The organism is Polynucleobacter sp. MG-6-Vaara-E2, assembly GCF_018687695.1.
In the GTDB taxonomy this organism is placed as follows: domain Bacteria; phylum Pseudomonadota; class Gammaproteobacteria; order Burkholderiales; family Burkholderiaceae; genus Polynucleobacter.
This window is the reverse complement of the sequence record NZ_CP061303.1, coordinates 1261302-1281505: the sequence shown is the minus strand read 5'-3', so window position 1 is coordinate 1281505 and position 20204 is coordinate 1261302. Positions and strand designations below refer to the sequence as shown.

General features: G+C 45.8%; 19 protein-coding genes, 1 tRNA gene and 1 pseudogene. 8 read left to right on the top strand and 13 right to left on the bottom strand.

Annotated features, from left to right (window positions below; all coding sequences use genetic code 11):
- Nucleotides 1–10 precede the first annotated feature (10 nt).
- Both ICV38_RS06635 and ICV38_RS06630 read right to left on the bottom strand, forming a co-directional pair.
- Nucleotides 11–790 carry a glycosyltransferase family 2 protein gene (locus ICV38_RS06635; RefSeq protein ID WP_215378535.1) on the bottom strand — a complete coding sequence of 260 codons (780 nt, stop codon included), beginning with the start codon at nt 788–790 and terminating at the stop codon, nt 11–13.
- Nucleotides 787–1548, bottom strand: a complete 762-nt coding sequence (locus ICV38_RS06630) for a glycosyltransferase family 2 protein (protein ID WP_215378533.1) — start codon at nt 1546–1548, stop codon at nt 787–789. The genes ICV38_RS06635 and ICV38_RS06630 overlap by 4 nt, the downstream gene beginning before the upstream one ends.
- Before the next feature lie 10 nt (nt 1549–1558).
- On the opposite strand from ICV38_RS06630, the gene msbA reads away from it, so the two are divergent.
- Nucleotides 1559–3322: a lipid A export permease/ATP-binding protein MsbA gene (gene msbA, locus ICV38_RS06625; RefSeq protein WP_215378531.1), complete on the top strand. Its 1764-nt coding sequence runs from the start codon at nt 1559–1561 to the stop codon at nt 3320–3322.
- A gap of 4 nt (nt 3323–3326) precedes the next feature.
- Here the strand turns inward: msbA and rng are convergent, their stop codons facing one another.
- From rng to ICV38_RS06585, 8 genes and pseudogenes are all read right to left on the bottom strand, one after another.
- The gene (gene rng, locus ICV38_RS06620; protein ID WP_215378529.1) at nt 3327–4790 is read right to left on the bottom strand and encodes a ribonuclease G; all 1464 of its coding nucleotides are present in this window, start codon (nt 4788–4790) and stop codon (nt 3327–3329) included.
- Complete coding sequence (locus tag ICV38_RS06615; protein ID WP_215378528.1) at nt 4787–5410, bottom strand: nucleoside triphosphate pyrophosphatase; 624 nt, start codon at nt 5408–5410, stop codon at nt 4787–4789. Before ICV38_RS06615 ends, rng begins: the two co-directional genes overlap by 4 nt.
- Before the next feature lie 4 nt (nt 5411–5414).
- Entirely contained in the window at nt 5415–5858 is a 444-nt protein-coding gene (rlmH, locus tag ICV38_RS06610; protein WP_215378526.1) for a 23S rRNA (pseudouridine(1915)-N(3))-methyltransferase RlmH, read from the bottom strand.
- A gap of 17 nt (nt 5859–5875) precedes the next feature.
- A pseudogene (rsfS, locus tag ICV38_RS06605) lies at nt 5876–6262 on the bottom strand (ribosome silencing factor); the annotation flags it as partial.
- 47 nt (nt 6263–6309) lie between these two features.
- Nucleotides 6310–6999 carry an adenylyltransferase/cytidyltransferase family protein gene (locus tag ICV38_RS06600; RefSeq protein WP_215378524.1) on the bottom strand — a complete coding sequence of 230 codons (690 nt, stop codon included), beginning with the start codon at nt 6997–6999 and terminating at the stop codon, nt 6310–6312.
- 10 nt (nt 7000–7009) lie between these two features.
- Nucleotides 7010–7921: an oxygen-dependent coproporphyrinogen oxidase gene (gene hemF / locus ICV38_RS06595; protein ID WP_215382827.1), complete on the bottom strand. Its 912-nt coding sequence runs from the start codon at nt 7919–7921 to the stop codon at nt 7010–7012.
- 40 nt (nt 7922–7961) lie between these two features.
- A complete protein-coding gene (gene purD / locus ICV38_RS06590; RefSeq protein ID WP_215378522.1) occupies nt 7962–9239 on the bottom strand; it encodes a phosphoribosylamine--glycine ligase in 1278 nt (425 codons plus the stop codon).
- 21 nt (nt 9240–9260) lie between these two features.
- The gene (locus ICV38_RS06585) at nt 9261–9980 is read right to left on the bottom strand and encodes a YebC/PmpR family DNA-binding transcriptional regulator (protein WP_215378521.1); all 720 of its coding nucleotides are present in this window, start codon (nt 9978–9980) and stop codon (nt 9261–9263) included.
- A gap of 152 nt (nt 9981–10132) precedes the next feature.
- On the opposite strand from ICV38_RS06585, the gene ICV38_RS06580 reads away from it, so the two are divergent.
- Nucleotides 10133–10217, top strand: a tRNA-Leu gene (locus tag ICV38_RS06580).
- Between the two features lie 36 nt (nt 10218–10253).
- Here ICV38_RS06580 and ICV38_RS06575 read toward each other — a convergent pair.
- The 3 genes from ICV38_RS06575 to lptF all read right to left on the bottom strand — a co-directional run bounded on the left by ICV38_RS06575 (nt 10254) and on the right by lptF (nt 13531).
- Nucleotides 10254–11195: a CysB family HTH-type transcriptional regulator gene (locus ICV38_RS06575; protein WP_215378519.1), complete on the bottom strand. Its 942-nt coding sequence runs from the start codon at nt 11193–11195 to the stop codon at nt 10254–10256.
- 63 nt (nt 11196–11258) lie between these two features.
- Complete coding sequence (gene lptG / locus ICV38_RS06570) at nt 11259–12413, bottom strand: LPS export ABC transporter permease LptG (RefSeq protein WP_215378517.1); 1155 nt, start codon at nt 12411–12413, stop codon at nt 11259–11261.
- On the bottom strand, nt 12410–13531 hold the full coding sequence (gene lptF / locus ICV38_RS06565; protein WP_215378516.1) for an LPS export ABC transporter permease LptF: 1122 nt from the start codon (nt 13529–13531) through the stop codon (nt 12410–12412). Before lptF ends, lptG begins: the two co-directional genes overlap by 4 nt.
- A 193-nt stretch (nt 13532–13724) precedes the next feature.
- Here lptF and ICV38_RS06560 point away from each other — a divergent pair, with 193 nt between their 5' ends.
- The 6 genes from ICV38_RS06560 (at nt 13725) to dctP (ending at nt 20204) form a co-directional block, all read left to right on the top strand.
- Nucleotides 13725–15335 carry a leucyl aminopeptidase gene (locus tag ICV38_RS06560; RefSeq protein ID WP_251368125.1) on the top strand — a complete coding sequence of 537 codons (1611 nt, stop codon included), beginning with the start codon at nt 13725–13727 and terminating at the stop codon, nt 15333–15335.
- Nucleotides 15336–15349: 14 nt separating this feature from the next.
- Nucleotides 15350–15814 (top strand): DNA polymerase III subunit chi, encoded by a 465-nt coding sequence (locus ICV38_RS06555; RefSeq protein WP_215378514.1) that lies wholly within the window; start codon nt 15350–15352, stop codon nt 15812–15814.
- A 12-nt stretch (nt 15815–15826) separates the two neighbouring features.
- Entirely contained in the window at nt 15827–16618 is a 792-nt protein-coding gene (gene lgt, locus ICV38_RS06550) for a prolipoprotein diacylglyceryl transferase (protein ID WP_215378512.1), read from the top strand.
- 12 nt (nt 16619–16630) lie between these two features.
- Nucleotides 16631–17539, top strand: a complete 909-nt coding sequence (locus ICV38_RS06545; RefSeq protein WP_215378510.1) for a LysR substrate-binding domain-containing protein — start codon at nt 16631–16633, stop codon at nt 17537–17539.
- A gap of 132 nt (nt 17540–17671) precedes the next feature.
- Nucleotides 17672–18976: a malonyl-CoA decarboxylase domain-containing protein gene (locus ICV38_RS06540; protein WP_215378508.1), complete on the top strand. Its 1305-nt coding sequence runs from the start codon at nt 17672–17674 to the stop codon at nt 18974–18976.
- 154 nt (nt 18977–19130) lie between these two features.
- Nucleotides 19131–20204 (top strand): TRAP transporter substrate-binding protein DctP, encoded by a 1074-nt coding sequence (dctP, locus tag ICV38_RS06535; protein ID WP_371819231.1) that lies wholly within the window; start codon nt 19131–19133, stop codon nt 20202–20204.

Here is a 20204-nt window from a genome sequence, read left to right as displayed (position 1 = left end):
TCCAAGACGCTTATATTGCCTTTGCCAAAATCTTTTCACGCACACGCCGCGCATTCTCGGCAGCATTACTTTGATCATGAATTTTATGAAAGAGATGTAGTACTTCAGTGGCCCATGAGCCAGATTTACGTTTGACGTGGTGACGCTGTAGGCGAAACACAAAGTCTGCATCCTCATGACCCCAGCCCGTCATGGCTTCATCAAAGCCATCAATTGCTTGCGCATCCGCTTTCCAGCAGGCCATATTGCAACCTTTAATGCGGCGCCAAACAAATTTTTGATAGTCGCGCCACCCACCATTACCAAATTTAATCATGAGAGGCAGGCATTTATTGATTCCACCGCTAAATCGTTCGCTTATAAGGTTGGAGCTAAAGCGTTTAAAGTCCCATGTATTCCAGGTGAGTAGCTCCTGGGTTAACTTTTCATTCAGAAGAACTCTACTGCCAGTAACTAGATAACCTTCTTGTGCAAGTTCGCGATGACGTGCTACAAAATCAGGCTGAACGATACAGTCACCATCCAAAAAGATAAGGTAATCACCTTTAGCGCTAGCAATTGCTTGGTTCAGAATTTTTGTTTTACGAAAGCCTTGGTCTTCCTGCCAGAGGTGAGTAATTGAAATTGGGTGTGAGGCTCTGAATGTGTCAATGACTTGTTTGGTGCTCTCGGTCGAGCCGTCATCGGCAATAATGATTTCAAAATGATGATCAGTTTGAGTGGCTAAAGATTCTAGGCAGAGCTTGAGTGCTTGCGGCCAGTTATAAGTAGCCAACAAAATGGAAATCATTTACTAGCTTCCTGATGAAGATGCCAGAGCTTGATATAGCGATAGTAAGTTCCTTGAGCATTGGACATGGCTAAAGTAAATCCTTGGCCACCATCCAAAAATCCAGCGCGAACAATGTAAGTCCGTATAAAAGCCCATGCGCCGTGTAAGACTGCTTTAAGAGGGCTACTTGTTTTACCTTTGGCGAATGCTTGCTCTGCAGAGGCAGTGGAGTAGCGATCCAGTTTTTGGAGAACCTGAGAGTAATTCATAAAACTGTAGTGCAGCATGGGGTTTTCTAGTTTTGCCACAGCGCCATTTGGAATGAGTCGCTCGTGTACTAAGTCATCTGAAAAACGGGCGGTCCCTCGCCTAAAAAGGCGGTCTACATAGTCTGGGCTCCATCCAGAATGACGAATAAAGCGGCCACAGTACCAAGATAGTCTTGGAATGGCAAAACACTCCACATGGGCGCTATGGTGAATAGCCGTCAGAATCTCCGAACGCAATGCAGGGGTAAGCCGTTCATCCGCATCCAGGGATAAAACCCAGTCTCCAGTAGCTAAATCTAGGGCGCGGTTCTTTTGAGGGCCAAAACCTGGCCAATCAAGGGGTTGGGCGATGGTTGCTCCATGATTTTGGGCAATTTCTAGGGTGCGGTCAGAGCTATTGGTGTCGACCACGACAACCTGCTGGGCAATGCCTTCCAGTGAGGCTAGACAGTCGTCTAAATTGGCCTCTTCATTGCAGGTGATGAGTATGACTGATAAGGTGGGCATAATTCATTATATGAATGCTCAAGACCGTACCGCTCTAAATCGCTTAATTACCTATCTGAAGCCCCATATTGGGCTCATTATTGGCTCTTTAGTAGCCATGGCTTTTGTGGCAGGGGCTGAGACCTCAATCCCTGCATTGATGAAGCCATTATTGGATCGTGGCTTCACCGGTCAGCTCAATAGCAAATTGTGGCAGGTGCCTGTTTTCTTGGTTGGTCTAGCCTTGGTTCGCAGCTTGGCACAGTTTTTATCGAACTATTTGCTTACCCGAGTTATTAATGCAGTACTGCTCAAATTGCGCGAGCAAATGTTTCAGACCTTATTACATGCGGGAACTACTTTTTTTCAGAGAAATTCAGCATCTTCTCTCATTAATGCGGTGGTCTTTGAAGTTAACAACGTTCTATCCGTCATGGGAAGCATGCTTATTAGCTTGGTGCGCGACTCTCTCACTGTGGTGGGATTGATGGGCTACTTAATCTATCTCAACTGGAAGTTAACGCTAGTCGTTTTATTTATTTTTCCTGTTATTGCTTTAATTATGAGCAAGATTAATCGACGCCTAAGATCGCTTAATCGTGAGCAGCAAAATCTGACGAGTGAGCTAGCTTATATCGTTGAAGAGTCCTCTGCAGGTTACAAAATTGTCAAAGTGCATGGTGCCCAAGAGTATGAAATGAATCGCTTTATGCAAAAGGCAGAGCGTCTGCGTCAATTTGCATTGAAATCAGCAGTGGCGGGCGGTCTCAATCAGCCGATTACGCAATTGATAGCCTCTATGGCTCTGTCGATCGTGTTGGTCATCGCTTTAATGCAGTCTGCTACTGAAGGTACGACTGTTGGTGGCTTCGCAGCCTTCATTACCGCAATGATGTTGGTGATCTCCCCTTTAAAGCATCTTGCGGATATCAATCAACCTTTACAGCGCGGTCTTACTGCAGCAGAGATGATTTTTGGATTAATGGACCAGCCCTTTGAGGAGGATGAGGACCGTAGGCTGAATATGAAGTCTTTGGATAAAGCCAAAGGGGCGATTCGTTTTGAGAATGTTGGGTTCTCATACCAACAAGAGGTCGGCCGAAAAGATGCGTTAACTGATATCAATCTGAGTATTAAGCCAGGAGAGGTGGTTGCATTTGTTGGGCCTTCAGGCGGTGGCAAATCAACGCTAGTAAATTTGCTGCCAAGATTTTTTAAGCCTACAAGCGGCCATATCTATTTAGATGATCTTCCGCTGGAGGATATTGTTCTTGCAGATGTTCGCAAACAATTAGCCTTTGTGAGCCAAGATGTTATTTTGTTTAATGACACCATTGCAGCAAATGTGGCTTATGGCGCCGCAAATGAACAAGGCATCGATCGTGGTCGTGTTATGGAAGCTCTAGAGGCTGCAAATCTGAGTAGTCTGATACGCGAGCTACCTGAAGGTATTGACTCAATGGTTGGTGATAATGGCAACCGTCTGTCTGGCGGCCAACGTCAGCGTTTAGCTATTGCTAGGGCAATTTACAAGAATGCCCCAATTCTGATTTTGGATGAGGCTACCTCTGCTTTAGATTCTGAATCTGAGCGACAAGTACAAGATGCCTTAGAGCGATTGATGGCTGGCAGAACCACTTTGGTTATTGCACATCGGTTATCAACTATTGAGCATGCGGATCGCATCGTGGTTCTGGAGCACGGGAAGATTGTGGAAAACGGCTCTCACGAAGAGTTAATTCAGCAAGATGGCCTGTATGCCAACTTGCACCGCATACAATTTTCAAACGCCTAAATTTTTAGCTTAAAACAATATCGTATTGTTCTTGGCGGAAGCTACCCTCTGCCTGCAAGGTAATGGGTTTGCCAATGAAGTCCCCTAACTGAGCTAAGAATTGATTCTCTTCTTCCAGGAAAAGATCAATCACATCTGGTGCGGCCACGATGCGGAATTCGCGAGGATTAAATTGACGATGCTCACGCACAATCTCACGCAAAATTTCATAGCAAATCGTTTGGGCGGTTTTGATTTCACCCTTGCCCATGCAGGTTGCGCAGGGCTCACAGGTGATGTGGGCTAGTGATTCACGGGTTCTTTTGCGGGTCATCTCTACAAGACCTAGTGCCGAGAATTCACTTACTGAAGTACGCGCATGATCGCGTTCTAGATTGCGCTTGAGTTCATGTAAAACTGACTCTTGATGATCTTTGCTAATCATGTCGATGAAATCAATAATGATGATGCCACCCAGATTGCGTAAACGCAGTTGGCGAGCGATTGCCTGAGCGGCTTCTAGATTGGTCTTAAAGACGGTGTCATCTAGATTGCGAGCGCCTACATAGCTTCCAGTGTTCACATCAATCGTGGTCATTGACTCTGTTTGGTCAATCATTAAATAGCCGCCCGATTTCAGATCAACGCGTCTGCCAAGGGCTTTGTTGATTTCGGCATCAACATCAAATAAATCAAGGAGGGCACGCTCGCCGCGATGCAGTATCAGCTTGCTTAATAGATTGGGCATGTAGAGATTTGCAAAGCCCTTGAGCTTCTCAAAATTTTCTGCAGAGTCCACCCGAATTTGGGTTGTTTCTTCTCCTGCAACATCTCGTAATACTCGTTCGGCCAAACTCAGGTCTTGATAAAGAAGGTTGGGGGCAGCCTTCTGTTTCATAGCCTCCCGAATATTTTCCCAGGTAGTTCTGAGATAGCGCAAGTCATGCTGCAGCTCAGTATCGGATGCATCTTGGGCGCTGGTGCGCACAATGATGCCGCCTTTTTCATCCTCAGTCATCAGGCTAGCAAGGCGAGCTTTAATCGCCTCTCGCTCCTCAGGCTGGTCAATTCGTTGAGATACGCCAATGTATTTTTCGGTGGCTGTATCTGTTCCTGCTGGCGGCAGATAAACCAAATTACGACCCGCAATACTCAATTGAGTGGTTAGGCGTGCCCCTTTAGTGCCTAAGGGATCTTTTAATACCTGGACTAATAAAGTTTGACCCTCAAAAAGAAGTTTTTCAATTTGTGGCTGTGGATTGCCTTGAGTAATATCCGCTACGTGCATAAAAGCGGTGCGCTCGAGACCAATTTCAATAAACGCAGACTGCATGCCTGGCAAAACCCGAACTACTTTTGCCAGGTAAATATTGCCGACGATACCGCGTTGACGAGTCCTCTCAATTTGCAGCTCTTGCACCGCACCTTGCTGAATTAAGGCAACCCGCGTCTCTTGCGGGGTGATATTGATCAGAATTTCTTCATTCATATACGTTGAACTTGAGCGCGGTCTAGGAGTAAAGCAGTTTCATAAAGGGGTAACCCCATGATACCGCTATAACTACCTTTGATCTCAGGAATAAAAGCGCTAGCACCACCTTGAATGCCATATGCACCAGCCTTACCGAAAGGCTCTTTAGTCTCAATGTAGGACTGGATTTGTGCATCCGTAAGTTCGGCAAATCTCACCTCAGAAATCTGTACAAGATGAATAGGTACGTCATTCGGATTAATGGTCAGAGCAACCGCAGTTAATACTTCATGGGATTTTCCGCTAAGCATTCTTAAAATACGCTCAGCATCCAATGCATCTGCGGGTTTACCTAAAATTTCACCTTGATCACTATTGGGCAGGCTCACTGTCGTATCTGCACATAATATTGGCGCCCAAGCTAAGTCACTTTTCCCCCAACGCTCTAGTGCAGCTGCGCTTTTAGCTAAAGTGACTCGCTCTACGTAGGCACGCGCTTTTTCATTGAGGAGGGGTGTTTCAATACTTTCGCTATCTTCGCCAGTTTGAGGAATAAGCATTTCAAAGCGCACCCCAATTTGTTTTAAGAGTTCTTGGCGACGTGGACTTTGGGAAGCAAGATAAATAAATGGATACACAGCATTACTCGCGGTGATAGGGGTGGCCTTGCAGTATCGTCCAGGCACGATAGAGCTGCTCAACTAGTAAAACTCTGGCCATAGCGTGAGGCAGGGTGAGGCTAGAAAGTCGCCACATTGCTTGGGCATTTGTTTTGAGGCTGGCATCTAGTCCATCGGCGCCACCAATCAAAAAGGTGATGTCAAACCCCTCCTGGCGCCAACTGGTAAGTTGTGTTGCTAAATTCTGTGTAGTTTGATCTTTACCGTGCTCGTCTAACGCAATGACTCGTGAGCCCTTCGGAATAGCTGCCAAGATTTTGACAGCTTCTTTTGCTGGGGTAATGTCAGGTTTGATTTCTTTGATTTCAATACTGCAGTCAGCCGGCATGCGCTTGACGTAATCATGGGTTGCAGTGGCAACCCACTCCGGCATTTTGTGGCCAACTGAAACAATGGTTAAGCGCATTGACTAAACAAAAATTACTCGTCGTCTTCAGATTCGCTAGCCTTGACTAGCCCTTTAGCGCCAGCTAACTTCACACGCACTGGCTTGGCACCCCACATACCCTCAAGCTGATAATAGGAGCGCAGCATTGGTTGCAAGATATGAACCACGATATCACCGCAATCAACCAATACCCATTCACCAGTTTCTAAACCTTCGATAGAAATCACCTCGCCACCTTTGGCGTTGACCTCTTCTTTCACCGACATGGCTAAGGAGCGCGTTTGGCGATTACTAGAGCCAGTCGCAATAACGACGCGATCAAATAACTCGCTGAGCTTGGTAGTGTCGTAAACACGAATATCTTGCGCCTTAACATCTTCTAAGGCATCAATAATGACGCGCTGTAATTTACGTAAATCCATGGTGTGTATTTAATTTTCTTTAGAGGTTATGGGGGATCTTAGCTTGATTACTGATACAAGCCCAGTTTCGCAATGATTTCAAGGGTATGCGATGGAATTTGCTCTGAAAGTTCAGAGTTTTGGTTGGAGGTTTGTATTTGATGCCTCAAAGCGGTAGAGGAAAGGTCTACCGCGAGCGTTTCATCAACATAGATGTGGCCAGAAGCGCTTTTTTCAAGAGCCTTGATATCCTTTGTCTGATGCTTGGCTAGTAAATCTAGTATTGCTGAATTTGTCTCAATTGCAAGCTCATGATTTGGGCGGCTTGCGACTGCTAAATTGACGTAATCAGTTAGCCCTTGCCACGAGTGCCACGTGGGCAGAGCATTGAATGAATCTACCCCCATTAACCAAATTAAACTTGTCCCAGGGCCAAAGCGCTCTCTTAAGGCTTTAGCGGTATCAATGGCGTAACTTGGGCCAGCACGATCAAGCTCTATGCGATCAACACCTACTTGAGTAGGTATATTGAGATACAGGAGAGCACGCGCTAAATCAATCCCAGCAGCTTCAGTCAGCTGGAGCCGCACTTCGGCAGAAGTAATTCCAGAGCCCTTTTGCCAAGGCTCGCCGCTAGGAACCAGAAGTAAGACATCTAAGTTCAACAGTTTTGCAAAATGGCTTGCAAGTTTGAGATGGCCAATATGTGGCGGGTCAAAGGTGCCACCGAGGATGCCGATTTTTTTCAACTGACTCAATTTGAAGCGCTCAAGCTAGCCAATCGCGTGGCTTTAGGTAGTGCTCATAAAGCTTGGCCTCGGGTGTATCGGGCTGTGGATGCCAGTTGTACCACCACTGGACTACTGGGGGCATCGACATTAGGATGGATTCGGTTCGCCCACCCGAGTGCAAGCCAAAGATCGTGCCACGGTCAAAGATCAGGTTGTATTCCACATAACGTCCACGACGATATTCTTGAAATGACTTTTCTTCCGCAGTGAAAGTGTCCTGATGACGTCGCTCAACGATGGGTAGGTAGGCGTCAATAAAAGCATCCCCAACTGCGCGCGTCATGGCAAAGCTTTTATCAAAGCCAAGATCATTAAAGTCATCAAAGAAAACACCACCGATACCGCGAGGCTCTTCGCGATGCTTGAGATAGAAATACTCGTCGCACCATTTTTTAAATCGCGGATAGAGCTCAGTTCCAAATGGATCTAAAGCATCTTTCGCAGTTTGGTGAAAGTGCCTGCAATCTTCATCCACGCCGTAATAGGGTGTTAAATCAAAGCCGCCACCAAACCACCATACCGGCTCTTTATCAGGTGCCTGCGCAATAAAGCAGCGCACATTCATGTGGGTGGTTGGAACCTTCGGGTTGTGCGGATGAAAAACCAGAGAGACTCCCATAGCCTCAAAACTGCGACCTGCTAATTCAGGGCGGTGATGGGATGCGGATGGTGGCATCTGATCACCGCGTACGTGAGAGAAGCCAACGCCACCTTTCTCAAGAATATTGCCGTCATCCAAAATGCAAGTGCGCCCGTACCCCTTGAGTTTGCTATCTTCAGGTTTATGCCATTCGTCTGCAACAAATACTTTCCCATCCAATGCACTCATTGCACTAGTAATACGATCTTGTAAGTCTAAAAAATATGCTTTTAAGGCTCCAATATCCATTTGTGTATGTTGTATTGACAAAGGTTGATGATTTCTAAAATTATTTGATTGCACGATAGCCAATATCTTTGCGATATTGCATGCCATCAAACTGAATCTTATGAATAGCCTCGTAAGCTTTTTGTTGTGCGCCACGAACGGTATCCGCTAGACCGACAATACACAGCACGCGTCCGCCTGAAGTGATTACTTTGCCATCTTGCAATTTCGTACCTGCGTGGAATGTGACTTGATCGTCAGTATCAGCGGGAATACCAGTAATGACGTCGCCATTACGCGGGGTATCCGGATAGTTGTGTGCGGCAAGTACAACGCCTAATGCAGTGCGACGATCCCATTCAAGTTCCACTTCATTTAATTTGCCATCGACCGCATGATCCAGAGCATTCACGAGATCGCTACGTAAGCGTGCCATGATCGGCTGAGTTTCTGGATCACCCATACGACAATTAAATTCAAGTGTTTTGATCTTGCCATCAGGAGTAATCATGAGGCCAGCATACAAGAAGCCGGTATAGGGCAGGCCATCTGCCTCCATGCCTTTAACCGTTGGCATGATCACCTCACGTAATGCACGCGCATGAATTTCTGGGGTGACAACAGGAGCAGGGGAGTACGCGCCCATGCCTCCAGTATTGGGACCTTGATCTGCATCCAATAGGCGTTTGTGATCTTGGCTAGTTGCTAATGCTAAAACATTCTTACCATCAACAAGAACAATAAAGCTAGCCTCTTCACCAGTGAGGAACTCTTCAATCACGACGCGGGCGCCTGCATTGCCGAGTTTGTTGTCGGCCAACATCATGTCTACTGCAGCATGAGCTTCCTCTAGACTCATGGCTACTACAACGCCTTTGCCAGCAGCCAATCCGTCAGCTTTAATCACAATTGGTGCGCCCTTAGCATCAATGTAGGCATGAGCCTCTAATGCATTAGAGAAGGTTTGGTAGTCCGCTGTTGGAATGCCATGGCGTTTCATAAATGCCTTAGAGAAGTCCTTTGAAGACTCAAGTTGCGCTGCCAATTGGGTTGGCCCAAATATCCGTAAGCCGTTATTGCGGAATACATCCACAATACCTGCAGCTAATGGAGCTTCGGGTCCTACAACGGTTAAGTGAATCTTTTCACGCTTGGCAAAATCAGCAAGCTCTTGTAGGCCGGTGATGGGTAAATTCTCAATACCGGTAGCTGCTTTTTTGGCAGTGGCTGTGCCACCATTACCGGGTGCAACATATACCGTTTGTACTTGTGGAGATTGCGCCAGTTTCCAGGCTAATGCGTGTTCGCGCCCACCAGATCCAACGAGAAGAATTTTCATAATAAAAGAGCTGATAAAAGTTTAAAGGGCTGCGTTTGTAAAGACTTCTTGCACATCGTCAAGGTTCTCAAGAGCATCGAGTAATTTCTGCATACTTTCTGCCTGCTCACCCTCAAGTGCAATTTCTGTTTCAGGGCGCATAGCAACGGTAGCAAGTTCTGCCTTCAAACCTGCTTTTGTGATGGCATCCTGAACCTTAGGAAACTCGGGAACGGGTGTTAATACTTCGAGTGATCCATCATCGTGAGTGATTACATCATCTGCGCCGGCATCTAAAGCAACTTCCATGAGTTTATCTTCGCTAGTGCCAGGTGCAAATAGCATTTGGCCGCAGTGCTTGAACAAGAAAGCAACCGAACCCTCAGTTCCCATGTTGCCACCATTTTTATTAAAAGCGTGACGAACTTCAGCAACAGTGCGAGTTCGGTTATCGGTTAAGCAATCCACAATGATGGCGGCACCATTGATGCCATAACCTTCGTAACGAATCTCTTCATAACTCACGCCCTCTAGAGTGCCAGTGCCACGTTGAATAGCTCTTTGCACGTTATCGTTTGGCATATTGGAGTCTTTGGCTTTATCAACAGCTAAACGAAGACGAGGATTAGTTGCAAGATCTCCGCCGCCCAACTTAGCTGCAACGGTAATTTCCTTAATGAGTTTGGTCCAAATCTTGCCGCGTTTTTCGTCTTGACGACCTTTGCGGTGCTGAATATTGGCCCATTTCGAGTGGCCGGCCATACGGGTGAGTCCTTTTAATAATTTGGCTACAAGACTCTATTTTAAGGGGTTCTAGATCCAAGGAAGAGGGCTAATAAGCAATTTTTGTTACACTCTTATGTCTTAGCAGTAACAAAGTATCAAATTAAGCAGAATTTCCACTGCAAACACCTGCCTCGGTGATGGAATTGGTAGACGTGCCGGACTCAAAATCCGGTGCCGCAAGGCGTGGCGGTTCGAGTCCGCCCCGAGGCACCATTTACTGGTTAATCAATCGGTGAATTTCCTAAGACATCAAATTTCGTAGGTTTCAGATTTCTCGCTCATCGCTTGCTCAACGATTTTCTTGGTGAGAGTTGGTGAGAAAAGCTCAATAAAAGTGTAGACAAAAGATCTTAGATAGGCGCCTTGTTTAACGCCAATGTGGGTCACATTATTTCCAAATAAATGACCCACAGGAATTACTTTGAGATTGCGATCTCTATCTTGGTCGTATGCATGACCGGCAACAATGCCGATACCCATACCTGCCTCTACGTAGGTCTTAATGACATCAGCATCAATTGCTTCCAAAATAATGTCAGGGGCGATATTGCGTTGAGCAAAGGCGGCATCAATTTTGCTTCGACCTGCAAAAGCTTTGTCGTAGGTGATGATGGGATATTTTGCAATTTCCTCTAGTGTCACCGTTGCTTGGTTGAGTAATGGGTGGCTTAGCGGCACCATGATGACGTGCTGCCATTGATAGCCTGGTAGGGCAAGGACGCCAGGTGTATTGGCAATACCTTCGGTGGCGATAGCAATGTCTGCACGATCATGGCTCAATAACTCAGCAATTTGTCCTGGACTACCTTGTTGAATACTGACGCGTACTTTAGGAAAGCGCTTAGTAAATTCAGTAAGCACTTTAGGTAGCGCATAGCGAGCTTGAGTATGGGTGGTAGCGATAACAAAGTTGCCTTGATCTTGGCTGGCAAAATCTTTACCGACACGTTTTAGCGTTTCTACTTCGTCTAGGATCCGCTCAATTGAACTCAGAATGCGTTTGCCGGGTTCAGTGAGGGAGCGGATACGTTTGCCGTGGCGTCTAAAAATCTCAACTCCCAACTCATCCTCTAATTCGATAATGGCTTTCGATACACCTGGCTGTGAAGTAAAAAGAGCCTTTGCTGCAGAGGTTAGGTTGAAGTTTTGTCTAACGGCTTCGCGGACAAAACGAAATTGATGGAGATTCATATGCGATTCCTATCTATATATCGGCAATGATATAGGAATCAAATTCTATATGAGTTTTTGGTATTAAGCCTTGGAAACCGATCGTAATGCCGCAAGCGCCAAGAGGAAGTACAGCATTGGTGGAATTAAGGCTGTTAAAAAAGTGGGCCATGCGCTGAGCAGGCCCACGTTCGAAAAGAGTGAGTTGAATAACTGGAAACTCATGCCCAGCATGATGCCTCCAAATACCTTGATACCCACACTGCCTGCCCTGACTTTCAAGTAGGCAAAGGGGAGTGCCAAAGCCAGCATGACAAAAATCGTAAAGGGATAAACCACCTTTTTCCAAAAGGCGATGGAATGACGTTGAACATCTTGTTTGTTTTCTTGGAGGTGATTAATAAAACGACCCAAGCTCACGATCGACATTTTTTCTGGGCTGATTAACAGCACGCTCAAGATTTGAGGTGTGACTTCCGACTCTAGAGTCAAAATCGGATGGGTGAAAGTCTGCGTAGAAAAAACAGGATTTAGTGGGTCTGTTTGTTTGGTTTCTTTGAAGCGGGTTTCAGTTACGTCGTTCAATACCCAAATACCGGTCTCATCAAAGTGACCAGATGGTGCGCTGCGAATCGATAACAAGTTGTAACTGTCATTAAACTCATACATGCGGATATCACGAATTTCATTATCTTTATCGACCTTGCCCACATTCACGTAACGCACACCTGGGCGAACGGGACCTCTACCATCTTCATCTCTCAGGCGGTCTTTAACCCACACTCCTGTCTTGAACTGAGAGGCGTAGGTGGCACCTAAGGCCTTCATGCGAATTTGTTCTGATTTATTTTCAGCGTATGGGCCAGCCCACTCACTCATTACTAGGGTGAGAATAACGAGTGGTAATGAAATTTTGGTGAGCGCAATTAAGCCGCGCTTAACGTCAAGCCCCGCAATGCGCAGAATAGTGAACTCGGATTGACTGGCAAGCATTGCAAACACATAAATACTGCCAATGAGTGCTGCAATTGGAATGATTTCAGAGATACGGCTAGGAGCTTTCAGAAGCACATGGAGCAATGCGATTGGTAAAGTGTAGCCACCCTGTACTGAGCCTAACTCGCTCAAGATGTCAAAGAATAAAAACAGTGCTACGAGGGCAAACAAAATAAAGCCAAACGCAGCATAGATCTGCTTAGCTAAATAACGCTCATAGATGAAAGGAAAGAGCAATTTCATTTCTTCATAAAGGAGGCGGGTATTTGACGGCGCCACCATTTCACAGAAGGGTTAATACGATTGCGAATTAATACTGTTGCAATCAAGAGTGCCAAAAGATGAATAGGCCAGATTCCCACAAACACACTGAACTTGCCTTGCGCAACAAAGTTTTGTGTGAGGTTGAGGAGATTGCTATAAATCAAGTAAATCAGTACCGCATAGAACATTGCAGTGTAGTTACCTAAGCGTGGGTTGACATAAGCTAATGGAATAGCAATGAGTACCAAGCCAAGGGCCATCAATGGAAGACCAATGCGCCATAGCAGTTCAGCGCGATTTGCATTTAATGTGGCAGGATTACTGTCGTTTAGGTTTAGCAATTCAGTAATTGTCTTTTCGCGGTCGCGGGGGGCTGGAGCCAAGGTTTCCTTACTGCGAATCTTAGTGGTGTAGTCATTAAATTCAAGGATTCTGAAATCCGACTGGGTAGGTTGCCCTTCGTAGCGCCGCCCATGATGAAGAACAATAGACTTTTCTCCGCCCTCCGAGTTTTTAATATATCCAGTAGACGCAACAGCAATGTTCAGGCGACCGTTTTTATTGTCCGCCACAAAAATATTTTTCACTTCACTTTTATCAACGTCTAACTCTTCAATAAAAAAGACTCGTTCAGCCCTAGCGGATTCTTTAAATTGCCCAGCGCTAACCATGGAGACGTCATCACGTTGTTGAAAGCGCTGACTAATTAGTGTGGTCTCACGATTGGCCCAGGGCCACACAAAAAGTGCTAACAAAGCAATGATGATGATAAGTGGTGTAGCAAATTGTAGAATGGGGCGAATGAGGTTGCTAATGCTTAAACCGCTTGTAAACCAGACAATCATTTCTGAGTCTTTGTACCAGCGCACCAACACAATGAGGGTAGCAACAAAAAGTGAGACAGTTAGCAGTACCGCAAGGTAACCAAGGGTAGCTAAAGCAATTAAAACAACTGCATCTTCGGGATTAACCGTGCCATTTGCTGCATACCCCAAAATGCGGATCACCAAAGTCGTCACCATGATGGTGACCAGCACCAAAAAGACTCCGCCTGTTGTAAAGCTAAGTTCGCGGCGTAGGGCTTCTTTGAAAATCATGAGTGGTTTATTGGTTGGGTTCGGATTGGATGGGCTGTATGGGGTTTATGGGCTGACAGGGAAGTCTAAAGGGCTTATTTGGCACGGGAAAATAGGTTAATCTCATGTCGGAGGATAATGGATAAGCATCGTAAATTTATACCTTTCACCCCTAAATCGACCTAAAACACCGTAATAGACACTGCAATAGATCATGACAATTCAATTTAGTTCTAAGATTTTCCCTCGGGCTGACCTACAAAGCGCCAAACAGCTCAAATCTGGCCTCAAAAGTCTTTTGACTCAAAGCACGGATTGCCTGGTGCTGGGCTACTCAAAAGCAGACTTTGATGCTTTTGCCGGCAGTAAGGGCGCCAAAACAAAATCTGGTCTTTTGACAGAATTGGATCTCCTATTGGGTGGCTCAGTAAGTCACGCTAATTTATTGGGTGATCTTGATGGCAAGCAAGCAAGTGTTTGCGTAATAAGGGCGGATAAAACTTGGATCGCTCATGCGGTAAAAGCGAAAAGGGTTTTATTGCTCGGCATTGGTGATCTTCAGTCAGCATCTGATCGAAGTTTGACCGCCTATTCAAAAGTGGCCCGATCAGGACTGAAGGCTCTAAGCGGTGGCTCAATTGAGAACGCAGTTTGGTTTGTTCCAAGCTTGACCTTATCTAAGGCATCTGAGTTGATTGCACATGAAGTCCGCCTGACGATCCAATATGCAGGTGACCAGGCATATCGATTTGGTGTACGTCAGCCAGCGATGAAATTTAAAGCCAAAGACAAGGCAGATGTTTTTAAGCATTTAATTCTTGCTGGTAACGATACTTGTGCAAAAGAATTAAAGCTTGCGGTTGAGCAGGGTAGCGCAATGGTTGAGGGCATGAACTTAGCCAAAGACTTGGGTAATCTCCCGCCAAATATCTGTACGCCAACCTATTTAGGTAAGACTGCACAAGGTTTGGCAAAAAAAGTAAATCTCAAAGTGGAAGTCTTAGGTCTCAAGCAAATTGAAGCTTTAGGCATGGGCTCATTCTTATCTGTGGCTAAAGGTTCTGAAACCCCCCCTCAATTTATTGTGATGCGTCATCAAGGCGGTAAAGCAGGAGAGGCTCCAATTGTTTTGGTTGGGAAGGGAATTACTTTTGATACTGGCGGTATCTCATTAAAGCCAGGTGAAGCCATGGATGAAATGAAGTACGACATGTGTGGTGCTGCGTCTGTGATTGGCACCATGTACTCGACTGCTTTAATGAAGTTGAAGAAAAATGTGATCGGCGTAATTCCAACTTGTGAAAATATGCCGTCTGGAAAAGCTACTCGTCCAGGCGATATCGTAAAGAGTATGTCTGGCCAAACTATTGAGATTCTGAATACTGATGCCGAAGGCCGTTTGATTTTGTGTGATGCACTGACTTATGTTGAGCGTTTTAAGCCTAAAGCGGTGATTGATGTGGCAACATTAACTGGCGCCTGTATTATTGCGTTGGGTCATGTTCATAGCGGAGTGTTCTCAGATGATGAAGGTCTGGTGAGTGCTTTAACCAAAGCTGGCCAAGATTCTTTAGACACCGTTTGGCGTTTACCTTTGGATGCCGCATATCACGAGCAACTCAAATCGAACTTTGCTGACGTTGCCAATATTGGTGGTCGTCCTGCCGGAAGCGTGACGGCTGCTTGTTTCTTGTCACGCTTTACTGAGAAATACAAATGGGCTCACTTAGATATCGCGGGAACCGCATGGAAAAGTGGTGCCGCCAAGGGCTCTACGGGCCGTCCAGTGCCCCTGTTGGTGAATTACTTGCTGGAACAAAAGTAAGTTAATAGACCAATATGGCGAGAATTGATTTTCATAGCAATGTGAGCGACAAGCTGGAATATGTCTGTCGCTTGACTCGCAAAATTTGGAGCACCACGCAAGAAGGTCAAGCTGTTCGTAATATAGTCATTGTCGGCGAGAGAAATGATCTTAATAAGTTAGATGAGTTGCTTTGGACTTTTAGTGCTACCGACTTTTTGCCACATTGTTATGTTGATGATGAGGCTGCGGCTGAAACGCCCATTGTCCTTGCAGATTCCTTTTCCTCCCAGGGGTTTAGTGGAATCCCTCATGCAGATGTCATGATTCACATTGGTATGCGTATGCCACCCGATGTACCTGCATTGGGAGCTCGGTTTCCACGTATTGTCGAGGTGGTAACCGTGAACGAGGCTGAGCGCTTAGCAGGTCGTGAGCGCTTTAAGGCCTATCGTGAACTAGGTCATGAGTTACATAACTTTGATCAATCTAATAGTTAAACCCGCTCTTTTATGTTGATCCATCCCCAGTTTGATCCAGCGGCGTTGCGCATAGGATCGTTTGCGATTCATTGGTATGGCTTGATGTATCTTCTAGCCTTTGCACAATTTTTATTGTTGGGTCGCCTTCGTATTCAAGCTCCACGCTATCAAGCATTGGGTTGGACCTATAAAGATCTAGAGGATTTGTTATTTGCGGGGGTCCTCGGTGTAGTGCTGGGCGGTCGTCTCGGCTATACCTTGTTTTACATGCCCGGTTTTTATCTCTCTCACCCACTCAGTATTTTTAAAATTTGGGAGGGTGGTATGTCGTTCCATGGTGGGCTACTTGGTGTGTTGGTTGCCTTATGGTGGTTTGCCAAAAAACGCAGCACCACTTTTTTTGTGGTGAGTGATTTGGTTGCGCCATTGGTTCCTTTTGGTTTGGCGTTTGGTCGTTTGGGGAACTTTATCAATGGTGAGCTCTGGGGCAGGCCTACTGATCTTCCTTGGGCGATGGTATTTCCATTGGTAGATTCCATCCCCCGGCACCCATCTCAAATTTATCAGTTACTCGGTGAGGGCGTATTTCTTGGAGTTGTGCTTTGGATTTATGCCAGTAAGCCGCGCCGTATTGGGCAAGTCTCTGGATTATTTTTATTGGGCTATGGGGTTTGCCGTTTCTTAGCGGAGTACGCTCGCGAGCCAGATGCTTTCTTGGGATTATTAGGTCTGGGATTGTCAATGGGCCAGTGGTTGTGCGTTCCTATGATTCTTTTTGGCGTATACCTCATGCGCCGGCATGCAGATTCCAAATCCTCTTAAAGACTTCTTCATATGCTCAATGATGAAGTAACACTGAGAAAGTTAGAGGTGCTGTGTTCCTTTGTAAGGACGGGTAGTCTGGTCAAGACAGCCGAAGAGTTGCAATTAAGTTCAGTCAGCATTCACAAAGCGCTTCACTCTCTTGAGGTTGGAATCGGATGCCCTTTATTTGTCAAGGAGGGGCGTCAATTAAAAGCGCTTCCCGCAGCCATTTATTTAGCAGAAGCAAGCTCAGATTTAATTGGCGATGTCGAGCGCATTCTCAAAAAGACGAGAGCGAAAGCGGGATTGGATAGCACGCAAATTCGTTTAGGATCCATGTATTCGCTGACGGCAAACATTATTCCTAGAATGATTATGGGGACAAAAATTCGTCGCCCAGAATTGGATATTGACTTGCATCTTGGTTCCAATGAAGATCTTATGAAAAAACTCAACGAGGGCAATATTGATGCTGTGGTAATTGCGGTCCCTCCGAATGATCCCTTGGATGGAATTCAAATCGTCCCCTTGTTTGAAGACGATTTGTATCTAGCTTCATCAAAAAGCAGTAAACCCAAGGGAGGTGAAATCGATCTCTCAGAATACGAATACGAGAAGTTTTTAACCCTTCAAGATGGTTTTGCTACTACCTCAGGTTTTTACGAGGCCTTTAGGCTTGCTGGTTTTAAGCCAAATGTCGTGATGAAGGTGGGAGATATTTTTTCTCTCATGAACATGGTTTCTGGAGACATGGGCAGATCCCTGCTGCCGGGTAGGGTGCGAGCCCTTATGGGAAATGCCATCGAATTTACCCCCTTGCAGTCTAAATATCGAGTGACCCAAAGAATCGCCTTAATGTATCTCCAGGCTAATGAATCAAACCCCAATATCCTAGCTTTAGCAGCTGAAGCCCGTATGCTGCATCGCATTAATAATTAAGCAAGCCACAGCCCTTTTCAAAATTCATTAACATTGGGTTAATGAAAATGCATTTAACTTAATTGATTCCCCTGGCTGGCGGGAATACATTGGGCTCTTAGCGTTATTTACCGTTTGCTCAAAGAGACTTACATGCTTGAAAAGTTAGCAAAAGCCAGATATTTTTCGCGCGTCACTGGCGCGGTGAATCGCCTCATTTCCGAGAGGGGCGAATCTAATGCTTTGAGTATGGCTGATGATGTTTTTAATAACTATCGCAATCTCACTAAAGATCAGCACGTAAAGTTTTTTACTTTCTTATTTGAAAAGCTCAATCCGGATCCAGCTGCAGTAATGACTGCGGCACAAAATTTTTCCGCAGAAGCTAGTGCCCGTAACTATATTAAGTTACAGCGTGTTACAGAGCCACCCAGACAAGAGTTGTTCCGCCGCTTAAATCGAGCCACTAACGGAACTGCTGCCTTAGTTGGAATGCGTCGTGATTTGCTGCAATTATTAGAGAAGCAGCCTGAATTGACCGCAGTGGATTTTGACTTGCGTCACCTACTTTCCTCTTGGTTTAACCCGGGCTTCTTAAAGATGCATCGTGTGGATTGGAAGTCGCCAGCCGAGGTTCTCGAAAAACTGATTCAACACGAGGCCGTGCATGCAATTGATGGCTGGGACGACCTGCGCAGGCGCTTGCAGCCTGATCGCCGTTGCTTTGCGTTTTTTCATCCTCAGTTACCAAATGAGCCTCTGATCTTCGTTGAAGTGGCACTATTGCCCGAGATTCCGGCAGTGATTACACCATTGGTTGATAAGAAAGCCGAGACTGTCCATCAAACTTCGCAATATAAAGTTGCAGCGTTCTACTCAATTAGTAACTGTGAGCCTGGCTTACGTGGCGTATCTATGGGCAACTTCTTAATTAAGCGAGTTGCTGAGCAGTTGCATGCTGAGTTCCCAGGCTTAAAAACTTTTGTCACTCTTTCTCCTATTCCTGGCTTCATTGATTGGGTTGCAGCTGGTGCGGATATTGGCGGTGAAAAATCAGGCGTTCAATTAAAGCCAGCTGTTCGTGCGGCTCGCGAACAGGCATTAGAGACAATAGATCTTGCGAATCGCTCATGGACTGAGCGCCTAAGTGCAGGTTGGCACCCAGATAATGCAACTGAAAAAGAAAAGTCTGCACTGCTTTGTTTGGCAAGTATTTATTTGGCTTTAGGATCTGCTGGCAGAAACGGAAATCCTGTGGCGAAGTTCCATCTAGGTAATGGTGCGAAATTACACCAGATCAATTGGGCCGGAGATTTGTCACGCAAGGGCTTGCGTCAATCAGCTTCCTTGATGGTGAATTACTTATACGATTTATCGGCAGTTGAAGAGAATCATGAGCGTTTTACCCATGGTGAGATTGATTATTCGCGTGCAGTAGGTCGTTTAATGCAGCCTTAAGTGTACTTAGAAGCAGAAATTTTGGAGGAGAGACTCTAAAGCAGAAGCCAAAGAGCATTCGCTTTAGAATGAATGGTGAAATAACCGGGCGCTAAGATCCGGCAATAAATATCGAAATAATAATTAGATAGAAACAACAAATCAGGAGATCAGCATGAGCAATGAATTTAATTCAGGATCGGACACATCTAAGCCAAACACATTACGTCGTCAATTGTTGGCGGGATCTGCTGCGCTACCTTTAGCGGGAGTAATGGGCTATAGCAATCAGTCAATGGCTCAAGGCGCCACTAAAACACTCAATATTTCTCATCAATTTCCTGGTGGCACTATCCAAGCTGGTGACTTCCGTGATCGTCTTTGCAGAAAGTTTGCCGAGTCTGTGGAGAAGCGCACCAAAGGTGCCCTGAAATTTCAGGTTTATCCCGGCTCATCACTCATGAAGACCAATGCGCAATTTAGCGCAATGCGTAAAGGTGCTTTAGATATTTCTTTATTCCCCATGCCCTATGCTGGTGGCGAAGTACCCGAACTCAATATTGGTTTGATGCCTGCTTTGGTCAGTAGCTATGAACAGGCTACCAAATGGAAAACTGCTGAAGTGGGTCGCATGCTCACAAAAACTCTTGAAGAGAAGGGCATTGTTCTGCTGAGTTGGATATGGCAGGCTGGTGGCGTTGCCAGTAGAAGCAAGTCGATTGTGTTGCCTGAAGACGTTAAAGGTATGAAGATTCGCGGCGGTAGCCGTGAGTTTGACTTGATGCTCAAAGCGGCTGGTGCTTCTGTCATTTCCCTGCCCTCTAATGAGATTTACGCAGCCATGCAAACCGGTGCTATGGATGCGGCTTTCACATCATCCACTAGTTTCATGTCTTTCAAATTAGAAGAATTGGCTAAGGCCTTTACAAGCGCACGTCAAAAATCTTATTGGTTCATGCTTGAGCCATTGATGATGTCTAAGCAAATTTTTGATGTGTTACCAAAAGATCAGCGCGATGCTTTGATGGCTGCTGGTGCAGAAATGGAAAAGTTTGGCTTAGAAGCCGCTAAGGATGACGATAAAACAGCAGCGCTTGCCTATGCGAGAGCAGGTAGCAAGGTTACTGATATTGATGCAGCAATTGTTGATAAGTGGAGAGCAATTGCCCGCGATAGTGCTTGGAAAGATTACTCAGAGAAAAATGAAAGCTGCGCAGCCTTGTTAAGAGCAGCAGAAAAAGTGGCCTAA